This is a genomic window from Cryobacterium sp. Y50 (assembly GCF_002929805.1).
GTDB lineage: Bacteria > Actinomycetota > Actinomycetes > Actinomycetales > Microbacteriaceae > Cryobacterium.
In genome coordinates this window covers 1-17,868 of sequence record NZ_PJJM01000069.1, presented here as the reverse complement: position 1 = coordinate 17,868, position 17,868 = coordinate 1, and the positions used below count along the sequence as shown (strand labels likewise).

General features: G+C 65.0%; 15 protein-coding genes. 7 read left to right on the top strand and 8 right to left on the bottom strand.

Features of this window, described 5'->3' with window-relative positions:
• Positions 1-38 precede the first annotated feature (38 nt).
• Positions 39-1,784 (bottom strand): DUF5671 domain-containing protein, encoded by a 1,746-nt coding sequence (locus tag CXY73_RS03700; RefSeq protein WP_233198123.1) that lies wholly within the window; start codon positions 1,782-1,784, stop codon positions 39-41.
• The gene (locus CXY73_RS03695) at positions 1,784-2,248 is read right to left on the bottom strand and encodes a hypothetical protein (RefSeq protein WP_104176873.1); all 465 of its coding nucleotides are present in this window, start codon (positions 2,246-2,248) and stop codon (positions 1,784-1,786) included. Before CXY73_RS03695 ends, CXY73_RS03700 begins: the two co-directional genes overlap by 1 nt.
• A 79-nt stretch (positions 2,249-2,327) precedes the next feature.
• On the opposite strand from CXY73_RS03695, the gene CXY73_RS03690 reads away from it, so the two are divergent.
• Entirely contained in the window at positions 2,328-3,821 is a 1,494-nt protein-coding gene (locus tag CXY73_RS03690) for a sensor histidine kinase (protein ID WP_104176886.1), read from the top strand.
• 234 nt (positions 3,822-4,055) lie between these two features.
• Here the strand turns inward: CXY73_RS03690 and CXY73_RS03685 are convergent, their stop codons facing one another.
• Positions 4,056-4,304 carry a WhiB family transcriptional regulator gene (locus CXY73_RS03685; RefSeq protein ID WP_035837005.1) on the bottom strand — a complete coding sequence of 83 codons (249 nt, stop codon included), beginning with the start codon at positions 4,302-4,304 and terminating at the stop codon, positions 4,056-4,058.
• Positions 4,305-4,496: 192 nt separating this feature from the next.
• On the opposite strand from CXY73_RS03685, the gene CXY73_RS03680 reads away from it, so the two are divergent.
• Positions 4,497-4,946 carry a hypothetical protein gene (locus CXY73_RS03680; protein ID WP_233198122.1) on the top strand — a complete coding sequence of 150 codons (450 nt, stop codon included), beginning with the start codon at positions 4,497-4,499 and terminating at the stop codon, positions 4,944-4,946.
• A 26-nt stretch (positions 4,947-4,972) separates the two neighbouring features.
• On the opposite strand, the gene bcp is transcribed toward CXY73_RS03680, so the two are convergent.
• The 3 genes from bcp to aroA form a co-directional block, all read right to left on the bottom strand.
• Positions 4,973-5,452: a thioredoxin-dependent thiol peroxidase gene (bcp, locus tag CXY73_RS03675; protein ID WP_104134456.1), complete on the bottom strand. Its 480-nt coding sequence runs from the start codon at positions 5,450-5,452 to the stop codon at positions 4,973-4,975.
• 167 nt (positions 5,453-5,619) lie between these two features.
• On the bottom strand, positions 5,620-6,747 hold the full coding sequence (rsgA, locus tag CXY73_RS03670; RefSeq protein ID WP_104134455.1) for a ribosome small subunit-dependent GTPase A: 1,128 nt from the start codon (positions 6,745-6,747) through the stop codon (positions 5,620-5,622).
• Entirely contained in the window at positions 6,748-8,109 is a 1,362-nt protein-coding gene (gene aroA, locus CXY73_RS03665; RefSeq protein WP_104176872.1) for a 3-phosphoshikimate 1-carboxyvinyltransferase, read from the bottom strand.
• Positions 8,110-8,214: 105 nt separating this feature from the next.
• Here aroA and CXY73_RS03660 point away from each other — a divergent pair, with 105 nt between their 5' ends.
• Both CXY73_RS03660 and CXY73_RS03655 read left to right on the top strand, forming a co-directional pair.
• Positions 8,215-8,943, top strand: coding sequence for a sigma-70 family RNA polymerase sigma factor (locus CXY73_RS03660; RefSeq protein WP_104134453.1), 729 nt, complete (start codon positions 8,215-8,217; stop codon positions 8,941-8,943).
• Positions 8,940-9,182 carry a zf-HC2 domain-containing protein gene (locus tag CXY73_RS03655; RefSeq protein WP_104134452.1) on the top strand — a complete coding sequence of 81 codons (243 nt, stop codon included), beginning with the start codon at positions 8,940-8,942 and terminating at the stop codon, positions 9,180-9,182. The genes CXY73_RS03660 and CXY73_RS03655 overlap by 4 nt, the downstream gene beginning before the upstream one ends.
• A gap of 328 nt (positions 9,183-9,510) precedes the next feature.
• Here the strand turns inward: CXY73_RS03655 and CXY73_RS03650 are convergent, their stop codons facing one another.
• Positions 9,511-13,314, bottom strand: a complete 3,804-nt coding sequence (locus CXY73_RS03650) for a multifunctional oxoglutarate decarboxylase/oxoglutarate dehydrogenase thiamine pyrophosphate-binding subunit/dihydrolipoyllysine-residue succinyltransferase subunit (RefSeq protein ID WP_104134475.1) — start codon at positions 13,312-13,314, stop codon at positions 9,511-9,513.
• Positions 13,315-13,496: 182 nt separating this feature from the next.
• Between CXY73_RS03650 and CXY73_RS03645 the strand changes: the two genes are divergently transcribed.
• The 3 genes from CXY73_RS03645 (at position 13,497) to CXY73_RS03635 (ending at position 17,517) form a co-directional block, all read left to right on the top strand.
• Positions 13,497-14,936: a GuaB1 family IMP dehydrogenase-related protein gene (locus CXY73_RS03645; RefSeq protein ID WP_104176871.1), complete on the top strand. Its 1,440-nt coding sequence runs from the start codon at positions 13,497-13,499 to the stop codon at positions 14,934-14,936.
• A gap of 176 nt (positions 14,937-15,112) precedes the next feature.
• Positions 15,113-16,450 carry a hemolysin family protein gene (locus CXY73_RS03640; protein WP_104134474.1) on the top strand — a complete coding sequence of 446 codons (1,338 nt, stop codon included), beginning with the start codon at positions 15,113-15,115 and terminating at the stop codon, positions 16,448-16,450.
• Positions 16,447-17,517: a hemolysin family protein gene (locus CXY73_RS03635; RefSeq protein ID WP_104134450.1), complete on the top strand. Its 1,071-nt coding sequence runs from the start codon at positions 16,447-16,449 to the stop codon at positions 17,515-17,517. Before CXY73_RS03640 ends, CXY73_RS03635 begins: the two co-directional genes overlap by 4 nt.
• A gap of 134 nt (positions 17,518-17,651) precedes the next feature.
• On the opposite strand, the gene CXY73_RS03630 is transcribed toward CXY73_RS03635, so the two are convergent.
• Positions 17,652-17,868: LPXTG cell wall anchor domain-containing protein (locus CXY73_RS03630; protein ID WP_158254014.1), on the bottom strand; the 217-nt coding region annotated here is incomplete at its 5' end.

Sequence of the window (17,868 nt, the reverse complement as noted above, 5' to 3'; positions counted from 1 at the left end):
TTGATCGATCAAGCCTGTGCTGTTCAGTGCTGTGCTGGTCAGTTCTGCAAGGGGATGACGTCGACGCTGCCACCGACGCCCACGACCACGAGCACGCGTGCTACGGTAACTTCGGCGAAGGCGAGGCCGAGTCGCTCGGCCGAGGGCGGGAGGTCGTCGCTCGGGGCAGCGTCGCTCGGTGCGGCTCCGTCGGGGGAGGCCGCGCGCTGCCAGACCGTTACAGCGGCTCCGGTCAGCTCAGCGATGAGGTCGCGGGTCGCGGTCGGGTCGCTGGCCGTGACCAGAATCACCCGGTGGATGGCACGGCCGGGCAGCCCGGCCTCAGCCAGCGCAGCGCGGTCCCTCCACCACACCGAGAAATGGTAGCCGGCGGCGAGGCCGGTGGCGACGAGCAGCCCCAACGGTGCTCGCACCAGGTCTAGCAGGCTCTGCCGGCTCAGATCATCGAGGGCGAATTCGAAGATGCGGTAGCCGATCACGAGCAGGGTGATGATGGCCACGATCGCACTGATCCCGAAGATGAGAATGAGGTAGACCCGGCGGCCCGTCACTTGGGCAGACACCGGACCGACCGGGCGCAGCGGCTTCCAGGCGGCCCACCAGACCGGACCACCCACGAGTGCGGCGCTGAGCCCGCCGAGTAGCAGGGAGCGCGTGTCTGACCCGACCACGACCGGTGCTAGGCCGGACAGCAGGGAATTGACGATAATTCCCACCCCGGTCGCCGCAGCCACCAGGCCGAAGCCGGAAACGACGAGGGTGGCGGCCAGCCGGGTCGGCAGCGCTCGTTGCCGCAGCAGACCGTGGTGGTAGGCCCAGACCAGAGCGCCGATCAGAGCTGTCGCCAGAGCGGTGCCGAACGGATCGAGAATATCGTCCAGCGGATGCTCGCGGGCAAAGGCCAGCCGGAACAACACGAACAGCACCGTGCCCGTGCCCACCAGCGACGCGGCAGCTGCGGCTGCGATCCCCAGGATGACGAGGGCAAGATCGGCCAGCACACCGCGCACGAGCCGGGCGCGTTCCCGCATCCACTGCCACCGCCACCGCCAGATCAGGGTGCCGCCGAGAAACCAGACGACGGCCTGCAGGGCCAGCCGCCACCATGGGGCACCGATGACGATCAAGCTGAGCAGGGCGTCAACGGCCGCATTGATCAGGGATGCGAGCGCGGTCACCGCCCCGACCGCTCCAATGAGCAAGCCGAAAATCGAGCCCAGAATGGGCGCGACGCTTGTCAACTGCGTGGGACTCTTGGACAGGTGTCGGGACATCCACCGGTGCCAGGCCCACACGAGCGTCCAGACCAGCGCGACCGCGAGGGTGCGCGGCTGCCAGTCGCCCCGCACCAGTGCCGACAGGGTCCCCAGCAGGGCAGAAGCTGCGGTCACGAACGCGACCGTCTGTAGGCCGGCGAGATAGAGCCCCCAGGCGATCGACGCCCGCTCCGCACTCGCCATCCGCCGCCACAGCACCCACCAGAGCAGCACGGCGAACGGGCCGGCGATCAGGGTGAAGGCGAGGGACCGTGCAAGCCCTGTCACATCGCCGCCGGCCAGGTTGATGCTGGTATCGAGGGCGCGCCCCAGGAGGCCGCTCAGGCCGATCGCGGCGATGACCACGAGCGCGAATAACAGAATATAGACAACCACTCGGCGTGCCGTCGGGGTTGACGTGCTGCCGGGCTGCCCGGGGGATCGGCGCACGGCGATGACAATGCCGATCATACCCAGGCCCAGCAGCACGGCGACGAGGACGAGGACTAGGAGAACCACGACGGACATTACTTCGTCACCGTCGGGTTCGGGCAGATGGAAAGCTCCCAGGGAGCTGTCTCGATCAGCCAGGCACCGTTCGCCCTGACCAGGTCGAAATTGCTCTCGAACTCATACTCGGAGGCGCCGAACGGGCCGTCGTTGTAAGACGTGACCAGGGACACGGCGACATCGGCCGTATTGGGCCGAACCGTCGTTGACACCAGTATGACGCGAAGGTTCTCGGTCGAACCGTGTTCGCTGGGCCCACAGCCCACCAAGGCCTCTGCGGTGAGCAGCTCTTCGGCCGCATCTTCGTCACCGGCGATCACGGCCGCAGAATAGGCCTGCACCACGCCTTCCGGGGTAGTCGGGTCGAGCGTCTCCGGTGCGCCGCGGGTGAAGACCACCACCAGGGCGACGAGTACCAGGGCGGCGATAGTGCCGAGGATGACGATCGAGGTACGATTTTTGGTGCTCGCCGGACTGTGCATGTTCTCATCATGAACCCAATGGTGTGGCAGCACCACAGCGGGTGTTGGGAGGAGCGCGCGGGGACTTAGGCTAGTGATCGTGTCGACTCTCAGTGATCTCGTACTTGCCCAGGGCCGCAGCAGCGCGGAAGACGTGGACTGGCTGCACATGCTTGTTGCCGACGGCCAGCTGCTGGCCGACCTCGCCTTCGCCGATATCGTCGTGTGGGTTCCGGCGCAGTCTGGCGGCTTCGTCGCCGTCGCGCATTCCCGCCCGTCGAGTGCCGCCACGTTGTTCTATCGCGACTTCGTCGGGCAGCAGATCAAAGTCGAGTGGCGCAATCAGGTTACCGAGGCCTTCGAGACCGCCAGGATCGTCGACGCCACCGCTCCCGACTGGTACGAGGAGACGCCTACCCGGGTGCGGGCTATCCCGGTGCTGCGCCGGCTGAGCACGACCGGTGCTGCGGTAACGGATGCCCCGGTGGCGGTGCTGACCTGCCACAGCAACCTGAGCGAGGCGCGCACGCCAGGACGCCAGGAGCTGACCTTCAACGATTGCGCCAACGATCTGTTCGCCATGATCGCGTCCGGTGATTTTCCTGACCTCGGCGCTCCGACCGGTCCGCGCCGCGGCGCGCCACGCGCCTCCGACGGGCTGCTCCGGCTCGATGTCGAAGGACTGACCACCTTTGCCAGCCCCAACGCATTGTCGGCATTCAACCGCATGGGTTTCATCGAGGAACTCGAGGGAGAGTCGCTCGCCGAGGTGACGACCGGCCTGCTCACCGGCATCGCTGTCGTCGACGAGTCGCTGCCACTGGTGGTCACCGGGCGGGCACCGTGGCGCACCGACATCGAAGCGCGCGGCGTGACGGTGTCACTGCGGGCGATTCCCATTCGCAACCGTGGCGAGCGCGTCGGCGCGATCGTGTTGTCGCGAGATGTCACCGAGCTGCGGCATCAGGAACGTGAGCTGATCACCAAAGATGCCACCATCCGGGAGATTCACCACCGGGTCAAGAACAACCTGCAGACCGTCGCCTCGCTGCTGCGGATCCAGGCTCGGCGTACCCAGTCCGATCGGGCCCGCGAGGCGCTGACCCAGGCGATGCGGCGGGTCGCGGCCATTGCCGTCGTGCACGACACCCTGTCCGAGGGACTCAACCAGATCGTCGACTTCGACGCCGTCTTCGAGCGGGTGCTGCTGCTCACGGTGGAGGTCGCATCCGCTCACAATACGACTGTGCATCCCAAGTCGTCGGGCAGTTTCGGCACCCTGCCCAGCGCCTATGCGACGCCACTCGCTCTGGTTTTGACCGAATTGGTCACCAACGCCGTAGAGCACGGCCTCGCCGGGCGCGAGGGTGAGGTGTCGATCGAAGCGCAGCGCAGCGAGGAGACGCTTACCGTCATGGTACGAGACACCGGTTCCGGATTACCGGAGGGCAAGGTCGGTTCGGGGCTCGGCACCCAGATCGTGCGCACGCTCATTCAGGGCGAGCTCGGCGGCACCATCGACTGGCACACCATGATGGGCAGCGGCACAGAGGTCACGATCGAGATCCCCCTCCGCTTCATGCAGGAGTCCTAGCTTCGGCCACTTCGGCCGAGCCCCGGTGCCCACTCGCCTGCCTCTGCTTGACCGGGCCTGGGCCCGGAAACCGGGCACGGGATGAATTGTGAGCCCGGTTGCGTGAGGTGGACCCGGGCGAGCGGATGCCTGCTCCGCACCCCTTGGTGCCGGCCTGCGGGCAAAAAAAGCGAACCCGCGACCTCCGGAATACCGGATGGCCGCGGGCTCGCGTTCTGTAGTGGTGCCAGCTTGCTAGGAGGCGCGGCGGGCTCGTGCGGCGCGACGCTTGAGCGCACGACGCTCGTCCTCGCTCAGGCCGCCCCAGACTCCCGAGTCCTGACCGGTCTCGAGTGCGTACTGGAGGCATACCTCCGTGACGTTGCAGCGAGCGCACACCGATTTTGCCTTCTCGATCTGGTCCACAGCGGGTCCAGTGTTGCCGACCGGAAAGAAAAGTTCCGGGTCGGCGGTGAGGCAGGCAGCTTTATCGCGCCAGTCCATAGGGATGCTCCTTTTATTACATGGGTGCACGGCCGATTGGCCAGAGTTCCAAGGTGATGGCCGATTGCAGGAAAGTGGGATCTGCGCGATAACCGCGTTGAAACAGCTCACGTCCCTGTGAGCGTCAACCGGGCCTCAAATATCGTCCCATAATAGAGGTATCAAATCAATACTTTTGTATGGCTTTTCGCTGTGAACAGCGACTCTGGTGCGCGGCGCCCAGCTCGGATCGACCTCCGGGCACTTCGTCGTGCCCCCCTACTGGGGGTGTTTGTAGCGCTCGTCGCTCTGGAGGCGCTCGCGCTGTGGGCGCTCACGGCCTGGTGGGTACTCGAACTGCTCATTGACACGCCGAACTCGATGGGCGGTGCGCTCGCCCTGCTGGCATTGACAGCCGTCGCTGCCGTGTGGCTGAGCGCGATTACGGTCGGCGCCCTGCGCAGGCGTCCGTGGATTCGCGGGGCCGCGGTCACCTGGCAGCTCGTGCAGATCATGATCGCCGTCGGCTGCTTCCAAGGCATCTACGCCCGTCCCGACGTCGGCTGGGCCCTGCTCGCCCCCTCGATCTTAGTGCTCGTGCTGGTCTTCACTCCAAAGGTCGTCGCTGCAACCAGTCACGAACCGAAGACCGACGCCGACTGACTGCGGCCGCTCCAACCGCCAGCGAGTCAGGCGTCGATGCCGAGTTTCTTGCGCAGGCTGGCAACGTGGCCGGTGGCTTTGACGTTGTACAGGGCATGGGTGATGACGCCAGCTTCGTCGAGCACGAACGTCGACCGCAGCACGCCGGTCACAATCTTGCCGTAGAGGTTCTTCTCGCCCCAGGTACCGTAGGCGCGGTGCACATCGAGCGCGGTGTCGCTCAGTAGCGGAAAGTTCACCGCATCATGCTCCTGGAACTTCTTGAGCTTGGCCGGGGCATCCTTCGAGAGGCCGAGCACCTGGTAGCCCGCCGATTTGAGCGACCCGAGGTTGTCTCGAAAGTCGCAGGCCTGGGTCGTGCAGCCGGGGGTCATCGCTGCCGGATAGAAATACACGACCACCTTGCTGCCTGCGAAATCGGCCAGCGAAACGGATGCCCCGTCCTGGTCGGTCAGGGTGAACTGGGGGGCCGTATCGCCGACTGAAAGGCGCGCTGAATCCGTCATGGTTCCATCGTATCCGTGGCCCCACTCGGTCACGTCATACGGCAAAGTCGCGCTGTCGTATGCTGCAACGGCTGTCTGGCGGTGCTCGCGCGCCTGGCACGCCACCTGCGCGAGCAGTTTATGACCGCGCCAGCAGCAGGCGTGCGCCAACCCGCGCGAGAGCAGACTCAGCGGGCGGGCGCGAACGTGGCGAGCAGCCGCTGCAGCGAGTCGAGTCGCACCCGGCCGGTGTCGCCAAGCTCGCCGGCCTCGACCGCGTCGATGATCGCGCAGTCCGGTGAATCGGGCAGGTGGGTGCAGCCGCGCGGGCAGCGCTCCGCGATGGTGGCTAGGTCGGTGAAGGCCTTGAGAATATTGTCGGTGTTGATATGACCGAGGCCGAAGGAGCGCACGCCGGGGGTGTCGATAACCCAGCCGCGGCCAGCATCCGTTTCCAGACGCAGGGACACCGTCGATGACGAGGTGTGCCGACCACGACCGGTGACGGTGTTGACGACGCCGATGGCCCGGTTGGTGCCGGGCACGAGCGCGTTCACCAGGGTGGACTTGCCGACGCCCGAATGCCCGACGAAGACTGTGTCGTGCCCGACCAACGCAGCCGAGATCTCCTCGATCGGCATGCCGCCCTCGCCGCTTTGGAACACCGGCAGGTCGAGGCCGGCAAAGTTGGCCAGGAACGCGGCGGGGTCGGCGAGGTCTGTCTTGGTGATGCACAGAATGGGTTTCACGCCCGCGTCATAGGCCGCGACCAAATAACGATCCACCAAGCGGATGCGCGGCTCCGGGTTGGCCGCAGCGACTACGATCAGCATCTGGTCGGCATTAGCCACGATCACTCGCTCGACGGCATCGGTGTCGTCGGCGCTCCTCCGAAGCAGGGTATCGCGCGGCACGATGCGCACGATGCGGGCCAGGCTGCCCTCGGCTCCGGTGGTGTCGCCGACGATGTCGACCCGGTCGCCGTTGACGACGGCCTTCTTGCGCAGCTCGCTCGCCCGCGCGGTCGTGATGCGGCGCTCGGTAGGCAGGTTCTCGTCGAGCATGACGGTGTAGCGACCACGGTCTACCGAGAGGATGCGCCCGGTCAGCGCATCCTGATGGCTCGGCCGGGTCTTGGAGCGCGGTTTACTGCCCTTGCGGCCGGGACGCACGCGCACGCTCGACTCGTCGAACTCCGGTTCGTCGTCGTCGGCCAAGGCCCACCAGGTGTCGCCGGGATCGCCGGCGAGGTCCTCGGCAAGATCGTCAGAACCTTCAAGTCCTTCAGAACCGTCAGCGGGCGGCACCAGCGGCATCTACAGCGCTGCTTCGGAGATCATCGCGTGCCACAACTCGGGAAACTGCGGGAGCGTCTTCGCGGTCGTACCGATGTTCTCGACGTCAACACCGGGCACGGCGAGGCCGATCAGCGCCCCGGCCGTCGCCATGCGGTGGTCGTCGTAGCTGAGCCACTGGCCGCCGTGCAGGGGCGCGGGCTCAATCTGCAGGCCGTCGGGCAGCTCGGTGACCTTGCCGCCCAGACGGTTGATCTCGGTCGCCAGCGCGGAGAGACGGTCGGTCTCGTGGTGGCGAATGTGCCCGATACCGGTGATCGTGCTCGGCGACTCGGCCAGGGCGGCGAGGGCGGTGAGGGTGCAGGCGAGTTCGCCGCCGGTGGAAAGATCGAGGTCGACGCCGACGATGTGCTCGCCTCCGGTGACGGTGAGCCGGTCACCGTCGCGCGTGACGATGGCGCCGAACAGCGGCAGCAGCCGCGCGAGGTCGGCGCCGACCTGAGTGGTTTTGGCCGGCCAGCCAGTGATGGTGACACTGCCGCCGGCCACGAGCGCGGCGCAGAGAAAGGGCGCCGCGTTCGACAAATCGGGTTCGATATCGACCGTGCGACCGGCCAGACGACCGGGTGTGACGATCCACTCGCCGACGTTCGGCGTAGAAACGTCGACGCCGCGCGCGCGCAGCACCTCAATTGTCATCTCGATGTGCGGCAGGCTCGGCAGCCGTTCGCCGGAGTGGGTGAGGTGCAGCCCCTCTTCGAAGCGTACGCCGGCCAGCAGCAACCCCGACACGAACTGGCTCGAGCTGCCAGCGTCGATGGTCACGGCGCCGCCAGCGACCGCTCCACGGCCGTGCACGGTGAAGGGCAGGGCTCGCTTACCATCGTCGTTGATATCGCCGCCGAGGTCGCGCAGGGCGCCGATGATGGGCCCCATCGGCCGGCGGCGCGCACCGGCATCGCCGTCGAATGTCGTCGGGCCGAGAGCGAGAGCTGCCAGCGGCGGTAGAAAGCGCATAACCGTGCCGGCCAGGCCGCAATCGATCGTGGTAGAGCCAAGCAACTCCTCGGGCGGGGTCACCAGCAGGTCCGCGCCGAAGGTCCCGTCGCCCGCAACGGCCTCGATTGTGGCGCCGAGCTGCCGCAGGGCATCGACCATGAGATCGCTGTCGCGCGAATGCAGTGGCGCGCGAAGCAGAGACGGTTCACTGGCGAGAGTGGACGCGACGAGCTCCCGGTTGGTCAGGCTTTTTGAGCCCGGCAGAGCCAGCACCGCCTGCAATGGCGCGCCGGTGGTCGGCGCCGGCCACCAGACATCCGCTTCGGTCGGTGAGTTGTCGCCGTACGGATCGAACTCCGGCTTGGAATATCTCGAGATCAACATCGGTTATCACAGTAGTCGGTGATATCAATCTGAGGGAGGCCCGCGACGGTGTCGATGCTGCTAGAACGACCCCTGGCCGTGGGGAACGGCCTAGAATTGCCCGTGATGACTTCAGACACGCCCGTGAATTCGGCTACCCGTGCAAGTGATGGCACGGCGAGCGACGACACGACGACCCACGAAACGAATTCGGAATCTCTTCCGATTGACGACACAGAACTGGTTGCACCGACCAAGGCCGAGCTGCGCGAGCAGACGCGCGGGCTGTTCGAAGAACAGGCTCTGCCTTTTCTCGACCAATTGTACGCGGCCGCCATGCGAATGACCCGCAACCCGTCCGATGCTCAGGACCTCGTGCAAGAGACCTTTGTCAAGGCTTTCGCCGCGTTCGCGCAGTACGAGCAGGGCACCAATCTCAAGGCCTGGCTCTACCGTATCCTCACCAACACCTTTATCAACCAGTACCGCAAGAGGCAGCGTGAGCCCTATCAGGGCACCATTGATGAGCTCGAAGACTGGCAGCTGGGCGGGGCCGAATCAACGACCGCCACGTCAGGACGGTCGGCTGAGGCCGAGGCCATCGACCACCTACCGGATAGCGCTGTCAAAGACGCCCTGCAGTCCATTCCCGAAGACTTCCGACTCGCCGTGTACTTCGCCGACGTCGAAGGCTTCTCCTACCAGGAGATCGCTGAAATTATGAAAACACCCATTGGCACAGTAATGAGCCGCCTGCATCGTGGCCGGCGACTCCTGCGCGAGCTCCTGGCCGGTTACGCGGCCGAGCGAGGACTAGGGCAGGGCCAGAAAACATCCGGGAGCGCAAACAAATGACCGATTGTGGTTGCGAGAAGGCCAAGGCCGAACTCGAAGAATACCTGCACAACGAACTCCGCAAAGACGACGCGGCCGACATTCAGGAGCATCTGGCGACGTGCACCGACTGTAGCGCTGAGCACCTGGTCGGACGCACTATGACAGAGGTGATGCAGCGTGCCTGCAAGGAAACCGCGCCCGAAGTTCTGCGCGACCAGGTTCTGTTGAAGCTGCGTGCCCTGCAGGCGTCGCACTAACCGGTCAGGCTCGGGGCGATCGGGACTGCCCGAACAAAAAAACAGCGCCGGTCGGGTCGGCGACCTGATCAAGGGACCCGAAGTCGCAGTCTTACGGCTCCCGCAACACCGCCGGCGCGTCTACGTACTCAAACGGCTGTAGCGCGCCCGTCGGGGACGCGGCGAGCTTTGACCAGAGCTTAGAACCGTCGGTGTACCTTGGCAACGCATGGTCAGCGGGAGAGCGGATGCTGCAACCCCCAGGCAACCCCCAGGCAACGCCTAGCTTGCGTCGATACAGAACAGGGAGACTGACTGTCGTCACTCTCCCTGTTCTCACGGGCTCCTGCTACAGAGTCAGCGCATCGCGCTGCAGCTTGGCCTGCTCGACCGCGTGACGCTTGGCCGAACCGGCCGCCGGCGAGGCCGACGCCGGACGGGAGAACAGCCGCATGGCCCGCGGGCCGAGCTTGTTGGTCTCCAGATAGAAGAACGGCCAGGCACCCTGGTTCTCCGGCTCGTCTTGCACCCAGGCCAGTTCGGCATTCGGATACTGGGCAGCGACGTTCTTCAGTTCAACGGCGGGCAGCGGGTAGAACTGCTCGACGCGCACGAGGGCGATCTCGGGGTTCGGGTTCTTCCCGAGTTCGTTTAGCAGGTCGTAGTAGATCTTGCCAGCCATGAACAGCACCCTCTTGACAGCGCCCTTGTCGGCAATGCGCGCGTCGTCGATCACCGTCTCGAACTTGCCGCTGGTCAGTTCGGCAACGGCGCTCGTTGCGCCGCGCAGCCGCAGCATCGACTTGGGCGTGAACACGATCAGCGGACGACGCGGGCGCATATACGCCTGGCGGCGCAGCAGGTGAAAATACGACGCCGGCGTCGACGGACGCGCCACCGTCATGTTTTCTTCGGCGCACAATTGCAAGAATCGTTCGATCCGGGCCGACGAGTGGTCGGGCCCTTGACCCTCATAACCGTGCGGCAGCAGCAGCACAACGGATGACCGCTGACCCCACTTCTGCTCGGCCGAGGACACGAACTCGTCGATGATGCTCTGTGCCCCATTGGCGAAGTCACCGAACTGGGCTTCCCAGAGCACGAGGGCGTCGGCGCGTTCCACCGAGTAGCCGTATTCGAAGCCCATCGCGGCGAATTCGCTCAGCAGCGAGTCGTAGATCCAGAATCGAGCCTGGTTGTCTTTCAAATTGGCTAGTGGCAGCCATTCCTGGCCGTTCACCCGGTCGTGCAGCACCGCGTGACGTTGCACGAACGTGCCGCGGCGGGCATCCTGTCCGGCGAACCGCACCGGGGTACCCTCGACCAACAGTGAGCCGAGCGCGAGCAGCTCGCCGAAGCTCCAGTCGATGTTGCCGTTGCGGCTCATGTCGAGACGCTTTTGCAAGAGCTGCTGCAGCTTGTTGTGCACGGTGAAGCCGACCGGCTTGTTGTTGAACGCGTCCCCGATCAGGTGAATGACGCTCTCTGGAACACCGGTGGTCTCTGGTTCGCCAGCGGCATCCTCACGCGCTTGTGCCTCGGCGTCGGCCTTGGCCTTCGCAGCCACTTCGGGCGTGATGATCGGGATCGACGCGGTTTGCGCGGCGTGGGTCTCGAGGAACGCACGTTCGAGGCGGTCCTGGAAGTCGCGGTGGGCGGCTTCGTATTCTTCCTCGGTAATGTCGCCACGGCCGACCAGCGCCTCGGTGTAAAGCTTGCGCACGCTGCGCTTGGCTTCGACCAGGTTGTACATCAACGGCTGGGTCATTGAGGGGTCGTCGCCCTCATTGTGGCCACGACGGCGGTAGCAGATGAGGTCGACGACGACATCTTTCTTGAATTCTTGACGGTAGGCGAAGGCGAGTTCGCCGGCACGCACCACGGCTTCTGGATCATCGCCGTTGACGTGGAAGATCGGCGCCTGAATGGTCTTGGCCACGTCGGTGGCGTAGACGCTGGTGCGGGCATCCTGCGGCAGGGTGGTGAAACCGAGCTGGTTGTTGACCACAATGTGGATTGTGCCGCCGGTGCGGTAGCCGCGCAGCTGGGACATCTGCAGGGTTTCGAACACAACGCCCTGACCGGCCATCGCGGCATCGCCGTGGATGAGGATGGGCAGGGTAGAGAAGGTGCCGATCGGCTTACGGTCCTGCTTGGCGCGCACGATACCTTCAAGCACGCCGTCGCCGGCCTCGAGGTGCGAGGGGTTCGCGGCGAGCGAGACCGGAATCTCGGCGCCGTCCTCACCACGGAACATACCCGTGGTGCCGAGGTGGTACTTCACGTCGCCCGAGCCGTGCACGGTGCGGGGGTCCTGGGTACCCTCGAACTCGCGAAAGATTTCGCCGTAAGTCTTGCCGGCGATGTTGGTAAGCACGTTCAGCCGGCCACGGTGCGCCATGCCGATCGCGACCTCGTCGAGGCCTTGCTCGGCAGCGCCCTGCAGAATCGTATCGAGCAGCGGAATGGTGCACTCGCCGCCCTCGAGGCTGAAACGCTTCTGACCGACGTACTTGGTTTGCAGGAACGTCTCGAACGCCTCGGCTTCGTTGAGCTTGCCCAGAATGCGCATCTGCTCGTGGTGCGTGGGTTTGACGTACGACTTCTCCATCTTTTCCTGCACCCATTTGCGCTGGGCCGGATCCTGGATGTGCATGTACTCGATGCCAGTGGTGCGGCAATACGAGTCGCGCAGCACACCAAGAATATCGCGCAGCTGCATCTGGCGCTTTGATCCGAAACCGCCGGTCACAAAGGACCGGTCGAGGTCCCAGAAGGTGAGCCCGTGTGTGGCGATGTCGAGGTCGGGATGGCTACGCTGCGAGTACTCGAGCGGGTCGATGTCGGCCATCAGGTGGCCGCGCACGCGGAACGAGTTGATCAGTTCCTGAACGCGGGCGGTTTTGTCGACGGCGCTTGCGAGGTCGACGCTGATGTCAGGAGCCCAGTGGATCGGGTCGTACGGAATGCGCAGCGCCGAAAAGATCTCTTCATAGAAATTGTGCTGACCGATCAAAAGCTCGTGCACGATCTTGAGGAACTCGCCGGAACCGGCACCCTGAATGACACGGTGGTCGTAGGTGCTGGTGAGAGTGATGGTCTTGGAGATGGCCAGGCCGGTGAGTGTCTTGACGCTCGAGCCCTGGAACTCGGCTGGGTAATCGAGGGCGCCGGCGCCGATGATGCAGCCCTGGCCCTTCATGAGGCGGGGCACGGAGTGCACGGTGCCGATGCCGCCCGGATTGGTCAGCGACAGCGTCGCGCCGGCGAAGTCGTCGGCGGTGAGTTTATTCTGGCGGGCGCGGGTGACGAGGTCCTCATATGCGGCTAGGTATTCACCGAAGGTCATGGTGTCGGCACGCTTGATGGCCGGAACCAGCAAAGCGCGGGTGCCGTCGGGCTTGGGCATGTCGATGGCCAGGCCCATGCCAACGTGGGCCGGGGCGACGACCGAGGGCTTGCCGTCGATCTCGTTGTAGTAAACGTTTTGGCTGGGGAACATCTTGAGCGCGCGAATCAGCGCCCAGCCGATCAGGTGGGTGAAACTGACCTTGCCGCCGCGTGCCCGCTTCATGTGGTTGTTCATGACGATGCGGTTGTCGATGAGCAGCTTGGCCGGAATAGTGCGCACGCTGGTCGCGGTCGGCACTGTCAGGCTCGTGACCATGTTGGTCGCGAGCGACTTCGCCATGCCGCGCAGCGGCGAGACCTTGTCTTGCTTGACCGGCGCTGACTCGTCGGTAACGATGGTCTGCGGGCTAGTGACGGGAGCGTCGGCGGGAACCGGAGCCGGCTTCGGCGCGCTCGAGGTAGTGCGGGCCGTCGGCTGATTCTCGGTTACCGGTACTGCCGGTGCTCCTGCTGGTGTGGCGGCGACCGGTGCGGCGGCGGGCGCTACTGTGTCGGGCACTACTGCGGCGGCGGTCGGCGCCGGTGAAACGGATGCTGCTGGAGTTGCTGCGGAGGTAGCATCCGCTGGAATGGGAGTATTCGCGGTCTGGTGATAGCTCTCCAACACCGGCCACCACGACTCATCAACCAAGTTCTTGTCGATCAGGAATCGTTCGTATAATTCGTCAACGAGCCACTCGTTTGCTCCGAATTCGCCTGACGTTGTCTCGTCAGAAGCTCCACCGGTTACCTGGCTTGACACCGTGGGATCGCCCACTCTCTGCTTTGAATTTGGATGCCCTCGGCAAGGTCCGTTGCCGGGTCATTCTGCGCTTTCATTGAGCCTGTCGCTGACGATCGTGACCGCCAGGTCAGTCTTATTGACCAGCCTAATCCCATCCCACGCGACCACTAACACCGTGTCGAACGGCTAGCGTTCTTGGTATGCAGTTCTATGGAACGACGCCCGGCCATGATTTGACCTACTCCGATGTGTTTTTAGTGCCCGGCCAATCGGCTGTCACCAGTCGTTTGGACGTCTCTCTGGCCCCGAATGACGGCACGGGTGCGACGATTCCGATCATTTCGGCGAATATGAACTCGGTAACCGGACCGCGCCTGGCTGCCTCGCTGGCCCGCCGCGGGGGTCTCGGGGTGCTCCCGCAGGACATGCCGTTGCAGGACCTCGATGCCGCTATTCGCTGGGTTAAAGACCAATCGGTTCGTTTCGACACGCCGTTCACTTTCGCCCCGGACGACACCGTCGAGATGGCCCTGCGACAGGTTCCGGCCTCGCCTGGCCAGGGAATTGTCATCCAGTCCACCGATGGAGATTACCTGGGCTGCATCGTCGCCAGCCGGCTGGCGACCGCGCTACCCGATGCGCGCCTCGGCGATCTGCTGCACGGTGAACTCGCCGCGCTCGATGCCGACGATGTCGAGGGGCCGCGCCGCGCCTTCGATCTGATGACCGAGGCCGACATTGATTTCGCGCCAGTGCTGCACCACGGCACCGTGGTTGGAACGCTTAGCCGCAAGAGTGCCCTGCGTTCCACCCTGTACCAGCCGACACTGGACGCCCACGGCCGGCTCAAGGTTGCTGCCGCGCTCGGCATCAACGGCGACGTCGCCGCCAAGGCCCGCGCCCTCGCTGCCGCCGGCGTCGACATTCTGGTGATCGACACCGCGCACGGCCACCAGGACGCCATGCTGCGCGCCCTCGGTATCGTCGCCGACCTGAACCTCGGGCTTCCGATCGTGGCCGGCAACGTCGTCACCAAGGATGCAGTGCGCGACCTGGTCGGCGCCGGCGCCACGATCATCAAGGTGGGAGTCGGCCCCGGCGCCATGTGCACCACCCGCATGATGACCGCCGTTGGCCGGCCCCAGTTCTCGGCCGTGCTCGAAACGGCCACCGCGGCGCGTGAGCACGGCGCGCACGTCTGGGCCGACGGGGGAGTGCGCTACCCGCGAGACGTGGCCCTCGCATTGGCCGCTGGAGCGGCATCCGTCATGATCGGTTCCTGGTTCGCCGGCACGACCGAGGCGCCAGGGACGTTAAACACGGATGCCCGCGGCGCGCTCTACAAGGAAAGCTGGGGAATGGCCTCGACCAAGGCCGTACAGGCGCGCTTCGAGCGCCTCGACGCCTACGACCTCGCCCGCAAGACCCTGTTCGCGGAGGGAATCTCGAGCTCGAAGATCTACCTCGACCCGCTGCGGCCGTCGATCGAGGACCTGCTCGACATGATCACCTCGGGCGTGCGCTCGTCGTTCACCTACGCCGGTGCTACCACCATCGCCGACTTTCACGAGAAAGCGCTCGTCGGCATCCAGTCGGCGGCCGGGTACGAAGAGGGCAAGGCGCTGCCGGTCTCCTGGTAGGTGTACCCCAGTACCCCGGGTGGCTTTTGTACGGTGCTGGCTGGTGTGACCGGGCGCGCAGGCAGGTGCGCCCGGTATACTCGGAGGAATAATGGATGACCCTCCCACCGCTGAACCCTCGTCTCACAAACTCTTGCCCGTGACTGCCGGCGGTGAAATCCTTGTCTGAGCTGATCATGCTCGGGTTCGGCCTCATCCTCACGGTGGGAACGGGCATCTTCGTCGCCAGTGAATTTGCCCTGGTGAATCTCGATCGCGCCGACCTTGAAGCGCGACGCGATCGCGGGGAAACCCGTCTCGCTATGACCATCGCGGCGCTGAAAATCACCTCCACTCACCTGTCGAGTGCGCAATTGGGCATCACCCTGACCACTCTGCTGACCGGCTACACGATCGAACCAGCCCTCTCGTCCCTGCTGCGGGGCCCGCTTACCGCGGCCGGGCTGCCGGTTGACCTGGTTCCTGTCTTCGGCACCACGATCGCCATCGTCTCGGCGACCCTCGTGTCGATGGTCATCGGCGAATTGGTCCCGAAGAATTTTGCGCTCGCGTTGCCGATTCCGACCGCTCGGTTGGTCATTCCGTTTCAGACCGTGTTCACCGCCGTGTTCAAACCGGCCGTGCTCGTGCTCAACAACAGCGCCAACGGCCTGTTGCGCGCGTTCGGCATCGAACCCAAGGAGGAGCTCTCGGGTGCCCGCACCGCTGAAGAGCTCTCCTCGCTCGTGCGCCGGTCGGCCAGCGCAGGGCTGCTCGAGAAAGACACCGCGACCCTCCTGCGCCGCACGCTGATGTTCTCTGGACACACCGCCTCCGATGTCATGACGCCGCGCCCGCGGGTCGCGAGTATCCACCGTACCGATTCGGCACAGAACATTATCGACCTCGCGCGCTCCACCGGTTTTTCCCGGTTCCCGGTCGTCGACGAGAGCGTCGACGACGTCGCGGGTGTCGTGCACGTCAAGCAGGCGGTGGCCGTGCCGCGCAATCGGCGAGCGGATGTGCCGGTGTCTGCTCTGCAGACCGACCCGGTTCGCGTGCCCGAAACGATGAAGCTTGACGACCTTCTCGGCGAGTTGCGCGGTCGTGGCTATCAGATGGCGATCGTCGTCGACGAATACGGCGGAACTGCCGGCGTCGTCACGCTGGAGGACCTGGTCGAGGAACTGGTCGGTGAGGTCGCCGACGAGCACGACCGGGCCAGGGCTGGCGTCGTGCGCTCGCCCGACTCGCTGACCTTTCCCGGCATGCTGCGGCCGGATGAACTGCTCGATCGCACCGGTGTCATCGTGCCGGAACAGGGACCCTACGAGACGGTGGCTGGTTTTGTGATGAGTGAGCTGGGGCGGTTGCCGGTCATCGGCGACTGTGTGCCGGTGCAGGGCGGATTCCTCACCGTTGAGCGCCTGGAAGGGCGTCGCATCGACCGACTGCGTTTCACTCCGGAGATGATACCGGAACCGGCATCATCGCCCGAACCCAAGACTGATCGAAGGAAGGTGAGTGACCGATGAGCGACTGGGCCGGACTTGCCTGGTTGGTCGTGCTGCTCGCCGCCAACGCTTTCTTCGTCGGAGCCGAATTTGCCGTCATTTCGGCGCGCCGCTCGCAGATCGAACCGCTCGCCGAAGCCGGAAAACGCAGTGCCAAAACCGCACTCTGGGCGATGGAACACGCAACGCTCATGCTCGCGACCTCCCAACTGGGCATCACGGTCTGTTCGCTGCTCATTTTGAACGTCTCCGAACCGGCGATCCACCATCTGCTCGAGGTGCCGCTGGCCCTGACCGGCCTGCCCGAGGCTCTGATCGGCACGATCGCCTTCATCGTCGCGCTGCTGCTGGTGTCCTACCTGCATGTGGTGTTCGGTGAGATGGTACCGAAGAACCTGTCCTTCTCGGTCCCCGACCAGGCCGTGTTGCTGCTTGCTCCGCCGCTCGTGTTCGTCGCGCGCGTCTTTCGCCCAGTAATCGTCACACTCAACGCCTGCGCGAATGGTGCGCTGCGCCTGTTTGGCGTGCAGCCGAAGAACGAGGCGACGAGTGCTTACACGCTCGACGAGGTCGCCACGATCATCACACAGTCCACAAAGGAAGGTGTGCTCAGCGACGGGACCGGCGCCCTGACCGCGGCATTCGAGTTCACCAACCTCAAGGTGCGCGATGTCGCCGTTGGCCTGTCCAAACTGGTCAGCTTGCCCGAGTCGGCTACCCCGGCCGATGTAGAGAGGGCCGTCACCCGCCACGGGTTCTCGCGGTATGTGCTGGCCGATGCTGAGGGGTATCTCACCGGATACGTGCATTTGAAGGACATTCTCGACCTCGATATGGCGTCTGCCGGTGCTGCAACTCTCGCCGAACCGGACAGCTACTCGGGGCGGATTCCGGCCAAACGCATCCGTGCCCTGATTTCGATCTTTGAAGACACCGACCTCGAAGATGCCCTCGCCACCATGCGTCGCTCTGGCGCGCACCTCGCGCGCTCGTTCACCGCAGAGGGCGAGACCACCGGGGTGCTCTTTCTCGAGGACATCATCGAGGAGCTCGTCGGCGAAGTGCAAGACGCCACCCGCCGCGAGTAGCCCGCGCAGCTCGGGGATCTCGATCGCTCGCAATCTCGCGCCTCGATCGGCGAGTCGCCGGAGCGTGCAGAGTACGCAAAAGACGGTCGCCACCCGCATGATTCGCGTGGTGACGGCCGTCTTCAGTGGATGCGTTACGCGACGCTCCGGCGACGACGCAGCACGAGCACGGCTCCGGCCAGGAGCAGCAGCAGTGCGGCGAAACCGAGCGGTGCGGCCGTGAACCCGGTCGAGGCGAGTGCCGTGGTGGTGGACGCTGCGGTGACGTTCGTGGCGGCATCCGCTGAAATGTACGACAGGTACGTGAGCGTGCCGGTGGCGCTGACCGTCAGGAACGCGACGCGCGACAGG